General features: G+C 62.2%; 12 protein-coding genes. 6 read left to right on the forward strand and 6 right to left on the reverse strand.

Features of this window, described 5'->3' with window-relative positions; genetic code table 11:
• Nucleotides 1–102 precede the first annotated feature (102 nt).
• Nucleotides 103–1,434 carry a histidinol dehydrogenase gene (gene hisD, locus AB1495_RS15410; RefSeq protein ID WP_074637026.1) on the forward strand — a complete coding sequence of 444 codons (1,332 nt, stop codon included), beginning with the start codon at nucleotides 103–105 and terminating at the stop codon, nucleotides 1,432–1,434.
• A gap of 25 nt (nucleotides 1,435–1,459) precedes the next feature.
• Nucleotides 1,460–2,224, forward strand: coding sequence for an SDR family NAD(P)-dependent oxidoreductase (locus tag AB1495_RS15415; RefSeq protein ID WP_074637024.1), 765 nt, complete (start codon nucleotides 1,460–1,462; stop codon nucleotides 2,222–2,224).
• A 49-nt stretch (nucleotides 2,225–2,273) separates the two neighbouring features.
• Here AB1495_RS15415 and AB1495_RS15420 read toward each other — a convergent pair whose 3' ends face one another.
• Genes AB1495_RS15420 through AB1495_RS15445 form a run of 6 tightly spaced genes read right to left on the reverse strand, consistent with a single transcriptional unit; the run spans nucleotide 2,274 to nucleotide 9,404 of the window.
• The gene (locus AB1495_RS15420) at nucleotides 2,274–3,641 is read right to left on the reverse strand and encodes an FAD-dependent oxidoreductase (protein ID WP_074637022.1); all 1,368 of its coding nucleotides are present in this window, start codon (nucleotides 3,639–3,641) and stop codon (nucleotides 2,274–2,276) included.
• Nucleotides 3,628–4,488, reverse strand: coding sequence for an oxaloacetate decarboxylase (locus AB1495_RS15425; RefSeq protein WP_074637018.1), 861 nt, complete (start codon nucleotides 4,486–4,488; stop codon nucleotides 3,628–3,630). The genes AB1495_RS15420 and AB1495_RS15425 overlap by 14 nt, the downstream gene beginning before the upstream one ends.
• The gene (locus AB1495_RS15430) at nucleotides 4,485–5,087 is read right to left on the reverse strand and encodes a cysteine hydrolase family protein (RefSeq protein ID WP_074637016.1); all 603 of its coding nucleotides are present in this window, start codon (nucleotides 5,085–5,087) and stop codon (nucleotides 4,485–4,487) included. Before AB1495_RS15430 ends, AB1495_RS15425 begins: the two co-directional genes overlap by 4 nt.
• The gene (locus AB1495_RS15435) at nucleotides 5,084–7,150 is read right to left on the reverse strand and encodes a hydantoinase/oxoprolinase family protein (protein WP_074637014.1); all 2,067 of its coding nucleotides are present in this window, start codon (nucleotides 7,148–7,150) and stop codon (nucleotides 5,084–5,086) included. Before AB1495_RS15435 ends, AB1495_RS15430 begins: the two co-directional genes overlap by 4 nt.
• Nucleotides 7,147–8,841: a hydantoinase B/oxoprolinase family protein gene (locus tag AB1495_RS15440; protein ID WP_074637012.1), complete on the reverse strand. Its 1,695-nt coding sequence runs from the start codon at nucleotides 8,839–8,841 to the stop codon at nucleotides 7,147–7,149. The genes AB1495_RS15435 and AB1495_RS15440 overlap by 4 nt, the downstream gene beginning before the upstream one ends.
• Nucleotides 8,838–9,404 (reverse strand): tautomerase family protein, encoded by a 567-nt coding sequence (locus AB1495_RS15445; RefSeq protein ID WP_074637171.1) that lies wholly within the window; start codon nucleotides 9,402–9,404, stop codon nucleotides 8,838–8,840. Before AB1495_RS15445 ends, AB1495_RS15440 begins: the two co-directional genes overlap by 4 nt.
• 141 nt (nucleotides 9,405–9,545) lie before the next feature.
• Between AB1495_RS15445 and AB1495_RS15450 the strand changes: the two genes are divergently transcribed.
• The 4 genes from AB1495_RS15450 (at nucleotide 9,546) to dctP (ending at nucleotide 13,431) form a co-directional block, all read left to right on the forward strand.
• Complete coding sequence (locus AB1495_RS15450; RefSeq protein ID WP_074637010.1) at nucleotides 9,546–10,361, forward strand: GntR family transcriptional regulator; 816 nt, start codon at nucleotides 9,546–9,548, stop codon at nucleotides 10,359–10,361.
• Nucleotides 10,358–11,755, forward strand: a complete 1,398-nt coding sequence (gene leuC, locus AB1495_RS15455; protein WP_074637008.1) for a 3-isopropylmalate dehydratase large subunit — start codon at nucleotides 10,358–10,360, stop codon at nucleotides 11,753–11,755. Before AB1495_RS15450 ends, leuC begins: the two co-directional genes overlap by 4 nt.
• Nucleotides 11,752–12,342 carry a 3-isopropylmalate dehydratase small subunit gene (gene leuD, locus AB1495_RS15460; protein WP_074637006.1) on the forward strand — a complete coding sequence of 197 codons (591 nt, stop codon included), beginning with the start codon at nucleotides 11,752–11,754 and terminating at the stop codon, nucleotides 12,340–12,342. Before leuC ends, leuD begins: the two co-directional genes overlap by 4 nt.
• A 78-nt stretch (nucleotides 12,343–12,420) precedes the next feature.
• Nucleotides 12,421–13,431 carry a TRAP transporter substrate-binding protein DctP gene (gene dctP, locus AB1495_RS15465; RefSeq protein WP_074637004.1) on the forward strand — a complete coding sequence of 337 codons (1,011 nt, stop codon included), beginning with the start codon at nucleotides 12,421–12,423 and terminating at the stop codon, nucleotides 13,429–13,431.
• Nucleotides 13,432–13,456: the final 25 nt, after the last annotated feature.

Consider the following 13,456-nt stretch of genomic DNA (forward strand, 5'->3'; position numbering starts at 1 on the left):
TGACTATGAAATAATTGCAGTGTATTCGGAAAATATTGCAACTCGGATTGGTCAGCCTAGAAATGACCTATCACTGCCAGCGCCTGACCAAAGGACCGAACCATGACAATTACCTACCTCAAGAAGGGCAAATCCGATGCTGCCCGCGCCGATGACGACGCCAAGACCCGTGCGGTCGTCGAGCAGACCTTGCAGGACATCGAAACGCGCGGCGACACAGCGGTGCGCGAATTGAGCGAAAAGTTCGACAGCTACAGCCCGGAAACGTTCCGGCTAAGCCAGCAAGAGATTGACGACCTGATCGGTCAGCTCAGCGCACGGGAATTGCAGGACATTCAGTTTGCGCAAGAGCAGGTCGTGAATTTTGCCCGCGCGCAACGCGCTTCGATGACCGACATCGAAGTAGAGACGCTTCCGGGGGTTATTCTGGGGCACAAGAATATCCCGGTTCAATCCGTCGGCTGCTACATTCCGGGCGGGAAATTCCCCATGGTCGCCAGCGCGCATATGTCTGTCGCCACGGCCAAGGTTGCCGAAGTACCACGCATCGTGGCCTGCACGCCGCCCTTTAACGGAAAACCAAACCCGGCTGTTATTGCGGCGATGCATTTGGGCGGGGCAGATGAAATCTATGTCATGGGCGGGATCCAGGCGGTTGGGGCTATGGCGCTTGGCACAGAGACGATCGATCCGGTACACATGCTGGTTGGCCCCGGCAATGCCTTCGTCGCCGAGGCCAAGCGTCAGCTTTACGGACGGGTGGGTATTGATCTCTTCGCCGGCCCGACCGAGACGATGGTTATCGCGGATGAGACAGCAGCGGATGCCGAGCTGTGCGCGACCGATCTCTTGGGGCAGGCGGAACACGGCTATAACTCTCCTGCCGTTTTGCTGACCAATTCGCGTCAATTGGCCGAGGATACTTTGGCCGAGATTGACCGGCTGCTCCAAATTCTCCCGACTGCGGCCACAGCCCAGACAAGCTGGGAGGAATACGGCGAGGTGATCGTCTGTGATACCTACGACGAGATGTTGCAGGTGGCCGATGATATCGCGTCGGAGCATGTGCAGGTCATGACGGACCGTGATGACTGGTTCTTGGAAAACATGACCTGCTATGGCGCGCTGTTTTTGGGCCCGCGTACCAATGTCGCCAATGGCGATAAGGTGATCGGGACCAACCACACGCTGCCCACGCATAAGGCGGGGCGCTATACAGGGGGCCTTTGGGTTGGTAAATTCCTCAAGACCCATTCCTATCAGAAGATTATGACGGATGAGGCTGCAGCAATGGTCGGGGCCTATGGTTCGCGTCTATGCATGTTGGAAGGCTTTGTGGGGCACGCCGAACAATGCAATGTCCGCGTGCGGCGCTATGGCGGTGAGAACGTGCCCTATGGCGAAGCCGCAAGCTACCGCGAAGCGGCCGAATAGACCGCTGTTAACCTAGGAGATCTTAATGCAACTTCCGTCCTTTGCCGGGTTTGACCTTTCCGGAAAACGCGCGTTTGTCACCGGTGCCACCTCTGGCATCGGTCTGGGGGCTGCGACGGCCTTGGCCAGGGCGGGGGCGCATGTCGTCTGCGCCGCGCGCCGGGCCGGACCGTTGGGAGAGTTGCACGCGGCGATGAAGGCCGAGGGGCTGAGCTGCGAGACGCAAGAGCTCGACATCACCGATGTAGATGCGACCCGAGCGGCATTCTCCGGTCTTGGGGCGGTTGACATCGTGGTCAATTCCGCGGGCATGGCCCGCCACGGGCCTGCGCTCGACACCACGCCCGAGGATTTCGACGCCGTCATGAATGTTAACCTTCGGGCAGCCTATTTCCTTTCCACAGCCGCCGCCGACCAAATGATCGCAGCGGGCCGCCCCGGCTCGATCATCCATGTGAGCAGTCAGATGGGCCATGTCGGGGGCATCGATCGGGGTGTCTACTGCGCCTCGAAGCACGCTTTGGAAGGGATGGTGAAGGCGATGGCAATCGAATGGGGCCCAAAGGCGGTGCGCATCAACACGCTATGCCCGACCTTCGTCCGCACGCCTTTGGGAGAGCAAACCTTATCCGATCCCACGCGTCTGGCTTGGATTGAAGAAAAGATCAAACTGGGCCGCGTCGGCGAGATCGAGGATATCATGGGCCCGATCGTCTACCTCGCGAGCGATGCGTCTGCCATGGTGACGGGCACAGCCCTGATGGTCGATGGCGGCTGGACCGCCGAGTGAGCGGCGAAGCGGTCAACGAACACGGGAGACGCAGGATGGCGGCAAAACCCTATCCGCGCCCCGCAATGAATCCAAGCGTGACAGCCGCGAGCAAGCCGTTGCCCGACAGATAGCCGCTGTCGCCCTTGCCTGAAACCCCGCAAGCGGCACCGCCAGCGGCGTATAGATTGTCGAATGTGCCACCCTCTGTCCTGTGCACCTTGGCCGTCGTCGGGTCAACCTCAAGCCCGCCTTGCGTGTGAAACAGCGCGCCGGTTACCTTCACCGCGCAGAAGGGGGCGGAAAGGGGCGTAACACCCCATGTGCGGCCAAAGGCATCACGCCCGCCCCCCGGAATATCAGCGATCGTTTTCGCCAAGACATCTGCGGGTAACCCGACTTTGGCAGCCAGTGTTTCGACCGTATCCCCTGTGATCACCGCGCCTTGGGTCTCGGCGTTCTTGAAATCCTCGAACTGGCGGGCAATCTCGGCGATGCGGGCGTCGAATATGGTCCACGCCACGCCGTCAGGCTGCGCCAGCACGGCCCGCGCCGCTTCGGAGTAGCCTTGCGCCTCGTTCCAGAACCGCTTGCCGGTCGTATTCACCTGAACGCCACCTTCGGTGATTGTGGCCCATGTGATCAGGATACCGTGCGGGTGGGCGACATTGCCGTGCCCCTGATAGGCGCCCAGATGACGGCGGCGCGCGCCAAGCGCCTCGCCCCAGCTGATCGCCTCTCCTCGGTTGCCGTCATGGCCGAACCAGATCGCGTCCGCGATATCCGGCATGTGGTGGGCGACCATGGCGCGGTTGCCGCCGAACCCGTTGCACGCAAGGATCAGCCGGTCGCAGCCGATATCCTCGCCGCTTTGGTCAGGCAACGTCACCCGCGCCCCTGCGAGCGTTGCGCCTGCCGCATAAAGCCGGGTGGCGCGGCGGTTGCAGATCAGCGGGATATCAAGCGCCTCGATCCGCGCGCGCAGGGCGTCGATCAATTCGCGCCCCGACCGTGAGGGCAGCCCGTGCATCCGCCGTTGGCTGTGACCGGGATAATCAAAGTCGCGCACGAGGGAGAATGGCAGCCCGTGGGTTTCGACAAGCCAGTCAATGACCCGAGGGGCGGTGCGGGCCATCGCGGCGACCAATGCATCGTCGTTTTCGTGGTGCGCCTTGGCCTGAATGTCGGTGGCAAAACCGTCGGGGCTGTCACTGATCCCCGCGTCCTGTTGCAGGCGCGTCCCTGCCGCGGGGATCAACCCGGCGCTCAGCGCGGTAGAGCCTGTGGGGATCGGGTCGGCCTCTAGCAGCAGCACATCCTGACCCGCCTCATGCGCCGCCAGCGCCGCGATCATGCCGCAGGCCCCCGCGCCGATGATCAGGGTTTCGACCTCTAGATCGAAAGCCGACGGCGGGGCGGCGACATCAGGATTTGCCATCGAACCGCTTTCCAAGGGCCAGCATCTCGGGGGTGCCAATCGCTGCATTCAACCCGTCGAAATCATGCATTCGGTCGGAAAACGCTTTGTTAGAGCCGGTTGCCTTCAGGCTCGCGTAATAATCCTGCGCCGATTTCGCCAAAGCGCGCACGATGCCGCCGGGGAAAATCACGATATCGAAACCCATATCCTCTAGCATGGTCGCCGAAGAGATCGGGGTCGCGCCGCCTTCCACCATATTGGCCAGCAGCGGGACACGCCCCTTGAAGGTATCGGCGATGCGCGAAAGCTCTCCGCTGTCGCGGGGGGCCTCGATGAACAATACATCGGCACCGGCGTCGATATAGCTGCCCGCGCGATCTATCGCCGCGTCAAAGCCTTCTACCGCGATGGCGTCGGTGCGGGCGATGATCAGCGTATCGTGGCGGCGCGCATCGGCCATCGCGGCGATCTTGCCGGCCATTTCCTCTTTCGGGATCAGTGACTTGTCAGACAGATGGCCGCATTTTTTGGGGTAGGTCTGGTCCTCCACCTGCAAAGCAGAGGCCCCCGCGCGTTCATAGCTTTGCATCGTGCGCCGCGCGTTCAGTGCATTGCCGAAACCGGTGTCGGCATCCATGATCACCGGCAGGTCCGTGCGATCGGCAATCAACGCCATCGTATCGGTCATCTCGGACGCGGTGCTGAGCCCGATGTCGGGGCGGCCCAAACGGGTATAGGCAACCGCTGCACCGGAAAGATACAGCGCCTCGAACCCCGCGTCGGTGGCAAGGGCGGCGGTCAGCCCGTCATAGACACCGGGGGCGATCAGAATATCGGGGGTGGTCAGGCGTTGGCGCAGGGTCATTGGGCACCTCCGACAGCGGCGGTGGCCTCGGCGCAGGTCATCACCTGCGTCACCGACCCCAGCGAGGTCAGTGTCGCCTCGTGCACGTCCTGTTTGAACGCGGCGCAACCGTCCGACAGCAGCACCGTATGAATGTCGCGCAGATGCGCATCCCGCACGGTGCTGGCGACACCGCCGTTGGTGACGATGCCGCCGACGATCAGCGTGTCGATCTTCATCGCGCGCAGCACATATTCAAGCCGTGTCTGGTAAAAGGCGGAGTAGGCGACTTTTTCGATCGTGAAATCCGCCGGGGCGAGCGTATCTACCAGCGCGTGGCCGAAGCCGCCCGGGGTAAAGTCGCCCTTGGTCAGGAAGGGGCGCAGTTTCTTGAGATGCGCGGCGATCAGCGGTTCGTCATCGCGCCCCGGTACCAGCGTGAACTGAGCCGAGATATAGGTGCCGCCCGCCTTGGTCAGCGCGGACTTGAGCGGCGCGATCCGGTCGGGCAGGGCGAGGATACTCTCGGTTCCCTGACCCGCACGGCCATAGGCACCTTCCGGATGCAGGAAATCATTTTGCAGGTCGATGGTCAGCAAAGCGGTCGTGGCAGGGATCATGCGGTGGCCCTTTCGATCAGAGTGTTGCCGTAGGCGTCGACTTTGCCGACCAGCCCGGGTTCGATCAACACGGTTGTGTCAGGTTGTTCAAGGATTGCGGGGCCGGGGACTTCGGCACCGACCGGCAAGGCAAGACGGTGATAGAGCTTCGTTTCGTGCCACTGTCCGTCAAAGTGGACCTGACGCGTTCCTTTCAGCGCGTCTTCAACGCTGCCACCGACAGGGGCGAGCGTGGACAGATCAAAGCGCGGGCGCCGTCCGGTGATGGCAGAGCGCAGGTTGATCACCCGTCGCGTGCCATTCTCAAGCAGCCGCCCATAGGTGGCGCGGTAGGCGCTGTCGAATGCAGCCGAGATATCGGCCTCTGTCGGGGGTGTCACTGTGCCATCGGTCACGGTCATCGGCAGCGTCACCGATACCGTATGCGTCTGGCCGAGATAGGCCATATCAAGCGTGAACTCCGTATCGCGCCGTTCAAAATGGGTGCGCGCGGCTTCAAGCGTGGCAAGCCCGTCATCAACGTGGGTTTGCATGAAACCGGTCAGCGCCCCAAGGTCGATGCCCGACAGAGTCGAGTTGATGGTTTGCACGAAATCCTGCCGCATATCCGCGATGACGCAGCCCATGGCAGATGTTACCCCCGGGTAACGCGGCACGATGGACCGCGCCAGCCCGACCTCTGCCATCATGGCACCGGAATGCAACGCACCACCGCCACCAAAGGGCATGAACGCAAAGCGTTTTGGATCAAACCCGCGCTCGATAGAGACAAGTCGCAGCGCGCCGGCCATGCGGCTGTTGGCCACGCGCAAGATCGCCTCGGCGGCTTGCAGGGCGTCCAGCCCAAGGGGCGTGCCCACATGTTCGAGGATCGCGGCTTTTGCCGCCTCCACATCCAGCCGGTCCAGCTTGCCGCCGATGGGGTTGTCGGGATCAATACGGCCCAGAACGACATTGGCGTCGGTCACGGTGGGGCGCGTGTTCCCCTGACCATAGGCGACAGGGCCGGGCGTGGACCCGGCGCTTTCCGGCCCGATGTTCAGCAAGCCGCCCTTATCGACCCAAGCGATAGAGCCACCGCCCGCGCCGATTGTCGTAATCTCGATCATGGGGGACCGGACCACCATGCCGAAGTCGATCGACGTCTGCTGCGACAGCATCGACTGGCCCTTGGCGATCAGGCTCACATCGAAAGAGGTGCCGCCCATGTCGCCGGTGATGATATCGGGAAAACCGGCGGCTTCGGCGATGTAACCCGCGGCGATGACCCCCGCTGCCGGACCCGACAGCGCCGTGCGCACGGGCAGACGCGCCGCAGTCGCCGCATCCATCACCCCGCCATTGGACTGCACGATCATGAACTCGCCTGCAAACCCGTCCTGTTTCAGCGCGGTTTCAAGCCGCGCGAGGTAGCCAGAGACTTCGGGTTGCAGATAGGCGTTCAACGCGGTGGTAGAGAACCGTTCGAACTCGCGGATCTCGGGCAGGATTTCGCTTGAGGCCGAGACATGGGCATTCGGCCACATGGCGCGCACGGCTTCGACCGCCAGTCTTTCATTTTCGGCATTGGCATAGCTGTTGGCAAAGAGGATCGCACAGGCAAGACAGCCCTGATCCAGCAGCTCTTGCGCGGCGGCTTGTACCGCGTCGAGGTCCACCGCCTGACGGATCGTGCCATCGGCAAGCGTGCGTTCCGGTACTTCAAGGCGCAAGGCGCGATCGACAACGGGCGTGAAATCCCCTCGCAGGCCCCAAGTGCGCGGCCGGTCACGGCGGCGCATTTCCAGCACGTCGCGCAGGCCCATCGTGGTGATCACGCCGATCTTGGCCCCTTTGCGTTCCAGCAGCGCATTGGTGCCGGCAGTGGTGCCATGTACGACGACAGAGACAGTCGACAGATCATCGACCCGCGATCCGATGCCCGACAAAAAGCCCGCCGATTGGTCGGGGCGCGAGGTGGGAACCTTGGCGACCTGCGCGCTGCCTGTTGCCTCGTCCAGAACGAAAATATCGGTGAAGGTGCCGCCGACATCGACGCCGATCATGCGGTTTGCGCTGGTCATTGGGTCACCTCTTTCCAGTCAGGGCCATAGGTCTGTGTCGCGTAGTCGGGTGTCAGCAGGCCACCCGCCACGTCGCGGGCCACATCGGCCGCAGCGCGGTTTGCGGGCGCGCCATAGCCGCCACCGCCGGGGGTATCGAGCCGTACGGACTGGCCGCGTTGCAGCTTGATGCCCACCATTTTCGAGGCCATGGGCGGGGCGTGCCAGCCATCGTCTTGTTCGTACTCAAACCGGTTCAGCGCCGCGTCGCCCCCGCCTGCGACCCCTTTCGGCGCAAAGCGCCCGCGTTCGCCGAACAGAAAGGCGGTGGCGGATTCCTCAAGCACTTCGATCTCGTAGGTGGCCCCCATGCCGCCGCTATGCTGACCCGCACCGGCGCTGTCGGGGCGTAGGGCCCATTGTTTAAACATCACCGGGTAGGCGGATTCGAGGATCTCCATCGGGGGGATGGTCGCGGTGGAGATCGGCGCATTGCCGTGGTTCAGCCCGTCCCCTTCGGGAGAGCCCCCATGCCCGCCGCCGTAAAAGCTGAACATTACCCAAGGTTGACCATTCGCGCGTTTGCCCGAAATCGACAGCGCGTTGATCGTGCCATAAGCGTTGGCAACCACGCGGTCCGGTGCGGCCTGCGACGCGGCGGAAAAGATCACATCGACCATCCGCAGGATCGTTTCGGTATAGCCGCCGACCGGCGCCGGGAAGGGGGCGGACAGCAGCGATCCTTCGGGGATCTTCACCTCGATCGGGCGCATCACACCGGCGTTGGCGGGCAGGCTGGGAAAGATATGTTTGATCGCGACATAGGCCGTGGCCACCGCCGTGGGGAGCGCGATATTGACCGGCCCTGCACAGCGGTCTGCCGTGCCGGTGAAATCCAGCAGCATCTGATCGCCCTTGATCTCGAGCGCGACCTTGATCGGCAGCGGCGTATCGGTGATGCCGTCGTTATCCAGAAAATCCTCTGCCTCCCAGCGTCCATCTGGCAGGTCTGTCAGTTCTGTCCGCATCAGGGTTTCGGCGCGGTCCTGTAGCGCATCCAATGCCGCGCGCACAGTGTCGGCACCGTATTCCGCCAGCAGCTCGTCCAGACGTTTCTTGCCCAGATCAAGCGCGCCGAGCTGGCCGTTCAGATCGCCTTGGGCCGATTGCGGCAGGCGGGTGTTGCGCATCAGGATGTCGATAATGTCGGTCTGGACCTTGCCCGCTTTGGCAAGACGCACAGGGGGCAGGACGAAGGCTTCTTGGAAGGCGTCGGTTGCGGCGGGGTTGTAGTTGCCCGGCACCGCGCCGCCCACATCATGCCAATGCCCGACCGAGGCGAGATAGCAAAACAGTTTGCCGTCGTGAAAATAGGGGCGCACCAACCGCATGTCGGACAGGTGCGTGCCGCCCAGATGGGCATCGTTGAAGATATAGATGTCGCCGTCTTCCAGATCGCCATTCTCGGCCGCTTTGTCGATCACCGCCTTCACGGCAAATGACATCACCCCGACAAAGATCGGCAGCCCGGACTTGCCCTGCACCAGCGTGTCGCCCGACACCGCATGATACAGCCCGTGCGACGCGTCATGTGCTTCGGCGATGATCGGGTTAAAGGCGGCGCGGAACAGGGTTGCGTCCATTTCGTCGGCAATCTGTTCCATCCGTCCGGCCAGAACGGCCAGTGTAATCGGGTCGATGTCTTGGGTCATGGTTGGGCCTTTGTTTCTGCGATGTCATTCCAGACGTCTTGGCGGGTGATGAAGCCGTCGGTGACTTCGAAGCGGTCGATAAAGCGAATATCGGAAAATGCGGTCCCGTCGGGCCATTCGCCTGACAGCGTGCCGCGGCAATAGACGACCGTGGCCGGCCCGTCGCCGGGTGCAAGGTCAATCGAGCGAATGGTTTTCTTGACGAAGCGATAGCGCGGCGCGGCCCACTTCAGCAGATCATCAAGCTGTGTCATAGGCGCGGCACCGGGGAAGTGCATGGTGAACCCGTTGCCTAAAAGTGTGTGGGCGGTAACGATGTCGCGCTGCTCCATCGCGCGCAGGTATCGCGCCACCATTGACGGGGCATCCGGCAGGGCGGGGGCGGGCGACCGGTGCTGGCCGCCGCGCATATAATCGGTGGCGGGCATCTCCTTGATCATCACTGTCACCGCATCCGGTGTCGCGGGAATCACCGTGCGCGCGGCATTGGTCAGCGCCTTGCACAGCCTTGTTTTCTGGGCTGCGTCATACCCTTGCAGCACATGAATCTCGATGATCGGCATAAAGCCTCCTGCGTCAGATCTGTATTTTTTGTAATACAGATAATTAAATGTGCATAGATCAAATAATTTGATTTTTGTCAGATAGATTTCTTGCTTTTGAAAAAACTCTTTGTAGGGTTGGAAGGGATTGGAAGGATTCAAATGACACTTCAAAGCACATCTTCGAAGGGCAGGGGGCTTCCCGAAGGGGGGAAGGCGCGGCGCGTCTACTTGCATCTGCACGAAGAGATCATGCGCGGCGTCTACGCTGCCGGTGCGGTTTTGCCCGGCGAGCAAAAGCTGGCGGTGACGCTGGATGTGTCGCGGGTGACCGTGCGCCGTGCGCTGGACGCGCTGGAAGGGGACGGGCTGATCTCGCGCCGTGCCGGGTCTGGGACGACTGTCTGCGCACCCAAGGTGCAGCCGGCACTTGCCGCGGATTTCAATACATTGATGCCGCAGTTGGTCGAGATGGGGCAGAACACCACCGCGCGGCTTTTGTCCTTTAGCTATGGTGCCGCGCCGGGCAGTGTGGCCACCGCGATGGGGCTGGATGCGCAAGCGCGTGTGCAAGTTGCGGTGCGTCTGAGGTTGGTGGAAGGGGAGCCGTTTTCCCACCTGACCACCTGGGTGCCCGAAGATATCGCGCATAACTATACAGAGGCAGAGCTGGCGACGACGCCACTTTTCCGCTTGCTGGAGCGGTCTGGCGTCAAGGTTGCATCAGCCCATCAAACGGTAAGCGCGACCCTCGCGTCGCCCGATGTGGCGGATGCGCTCGGGGTCAGTGTCGGCGCGCCGCTGCTGTCGCTGGACCGTGTGGTCAAGGATGAGGATGGACGCGGGGTTGAATACCTGTCTGCGCTTTACCGCCCTGATATGTTCCGCCTTGAAATGGCGCTGAGCCGTGTCGGCGCAGGCGAGGCGCGCCATTGGGAGCCGGTGGTGAAACCGGGCCGGACGGGGGCCGCAGAATGACCGCGCCGCAGACCCTCTTTGGCAAGCTTTGGGCCGCACATGAGGTGATGCGGCGCGATGACGGCACGTCACTGCTATGGGTCGATCGACATCTGGTGCACGAAGGATCGCACCACGCATTTGTGAAACTGGAGAGCCGCGGCATGAAGGTCGCCGTCCCTGATCTGACCTTCGGAGTCGTCGATCACTATGCCCCCACCCGCGCCGGGGAGATGGCGGCGGATATCCGGCGGATGATCGACACATTGGGGCGCAACGCCAAGGCGCAGGGCATCCGGCTCTTCGATCTGCGCGATCCGGGGCAGGGCATTGTGCATGTGATCGGCCCCGAACAGGGGCTGACCTTGCCGGGGCTGCTGATCAATTGCGGCGACAGCCATACCTCAACGCATGGGGCCTTTGGTGCGCTGGCCTTTGGCGTCGGTGCGACAGAGGTGGCGCATATTCTGGCGACGCAGACAATCTGGCAACAACGCCCCAAAACGATGCGGATTACCGTGGACGGTGCGTTGGGGGCCGGTGTCACGGCCAAGGATCTGGCGCTGCACTGGATCGCAGAGCTGGGGGCCGATGGGGCACGCGGCCACGCGATTGAATATGCCGGCCCCGCTGTCCGCGCGTTAAGCATGGAGGGGCGCCTGACGCTGTGCAATCTCAGCATCGAAGGGGGAGCGCGGTTGGGGCTGGTGGCCCCGGATCAGGTGACATTCGATTATATCAAAGGGCGCAACTTTGCCCCGAAAGGCGCGGATTGGGACACGGCCCTGCGGGACTGGTCCCAGCTTGCGACCGACACAGACGCCCGTTTCGACCGCGAGGTTGCACTCAACGCCAGCGATATCGCGCCAACCGTGACCTGGGGCACCTCCCCCGAAGAGGCGCTGCCCATCACCGGACATGTCCCTGATCCGGCGCGGCTGTCGGGCAGCAAACAGGCGCAGGCGCGCGCGGCGCTGGAGTATATGGCGCTGGAACCGGGAATGGCGCTGGACCAAATTGCGGTGGATCAGGTGTTTATCGGATCGTGCACCAATGGCCGGATCGAAGACCTGCGCCTTGCCGCCAAAGTATTGGCGGGGCGCAAGGCCGTCGTGCCGGGGTTGGTGTCGCCCGGATCGGCACAGGTCAAGAAGCAGGCCGAAGCCGAAGGGCTGGCCGATGTGTTTGCCCAAGCGGGGCTTGAATGGGCCGCATCGGGCTGTTCGATGTGTGTCGGCATGAATGGCGATCGGGTCGAGGCGGGCAAACGCTGCGCGTCCTCGACCAATCGTAACTTCAAGGGCCGTCAGGGACGCGGGGCGCGGACCCATCTGATGAGCCCCGCGATGGTCGCTGCCGCCGCAGTGACCGGGCACCTCGCCGATGTGCGCCCGCTGCTGGAGGGACGCACATGACCGGCTGGACACAGATCAATGGCACCGCCGTCGCGCTGCCGCAGGAAAACGTCGACACCGATCAGCTTATACCGGCGCGATTTATGTCGGCACCGCGGGCTGACGGCTATGGCAAGTTCCTGTTGCACGACTTGCGTCAGGATGCGGCGGATCATGTGCTTGATCGCCATGCGGGGGCAGAGGTGTTGATCACGCGGCGCAACTTCGGCAGCGGCTCAAGCCGCGAGGCGGCGGTCTATGCGCTGGTTGATTTCGGGATCAGGGCCGTGTTTGCCCCGAGCTTTGGCGACATCTTTCAAAGCAATGCCGTCAACAATGGCCTGCTGCCCGCCCGTCTGAGCGATGCAGAAATTGACGCCCTGCTGGACGCGATCGGCACCGATGCTGTCAGCGCGACAGTGGACTTGGAAAAATGTGCAGCGGTGATCGCGGGGCATACCCTGACGTTCGAACTGGATCCCGTCTGGCAAGAGAAACTGGTGAACGGTTGGGATGATATCGACCTGACCGCCCAGCATAACGACCGCATCAAAGATTTTCGCACGGCACGGTTTGCCGCGCACCCGTGGGCAGTGCCCGCATCCTAAGACGTGCTGATCCCCGCAAGAGGGACAGGACGGCAACATAACGGGGTCCAACAGCCCCACCAACCGGGAGTATATACGATGAAACAGACAATCCTTGGCGGTATCCTCGCCTCGACGGCGCTGACCACGGCGGCTTTTGCGCAAGAGACGCTGACCGCAGTGCACGCTTTTCCTGAATCCCTGATCTATACCAAGTCGTTCCTTGAATTCGTCGACAAGGTGAACACCGCCGGTGAAGGCGTTGTGCAGATCGAAGTGCGTGGTGGCCCCGAAGCCATCGGCATGTTCCAGCAGCCCGACGCCGTCCGGTCGGGTGTGGTCGATATGGTCTATACGCCGGGGAGCTTTTACGCTGGGGCTTTGCCTGAAAAAGACGCGCTGGTCACATCTAACCTGACCGCGGTCGAAACCCGCGCCAATGGCGGGTTGGAACTGATCGACCAGATCCACCAAGAGAAAATGGGCGTCAAATACCTCGGGTGGTTCGATTCCGGCGTATGCTACAACCTGTGGACCCGTGATGAGCCCAGCCTTGACGCAGAGGGGAACCTGGATGTGTCGGGGCTCAAGCTGCGGGGCAACGCGGTTTATAACGCCTTCTTCACCGACTATCTGGGCGCGCAGGTGATCGATCTGCCTACAACCGAGGTTTATTCGGCGCTGGAACGGGGCGTGGTCGATGCGACAGGCTGGACACAGATCGGCCTTATTGACCTTAAATGGAACGAGTTCCTGAACTACCGGATCGAACCCTGCTTCTTCTCGACCGATCTTGGCACGATTGTGAACCTGGACAAGTGGAACTCCCTCTCGGACGAGGCGCGCAAAATCCTGCAAGACGTGGCGATCGAGCACGAGAAAGCCTCGGCCGAGAAGCTGGGCGCGGTGCGTGATGAAGACTTTGCCAAGCTTGAAGAGGCAGGCATGACCGTTGTGACGCTGGAAGGGGAAGCGGCGCAAAACTATCTGGCGGCGGCGACAGAGAATACGTGGAACCGGATGAAGGGCCTGATGGCCGAAAGCCCCCAAGGCGACGGGAACTACGACAAACTGATAGAGCTGTTCTACGACGCGCAGAAAAATCAGTAAGCCACATCTGGCGCGCTCTTGATGG

Origin of the sequence: Sulfitobacter pontiacus (assembly GCF_040790665.1) — a bacterium.
Taxonomy (GTDB): Bacteria; Pseudomonadota; Alphaproteobacteria; order Rhodobacterales; family Rhodobacteraceae; genus Sulfitobacter; species Sulfitobacter pontiacus.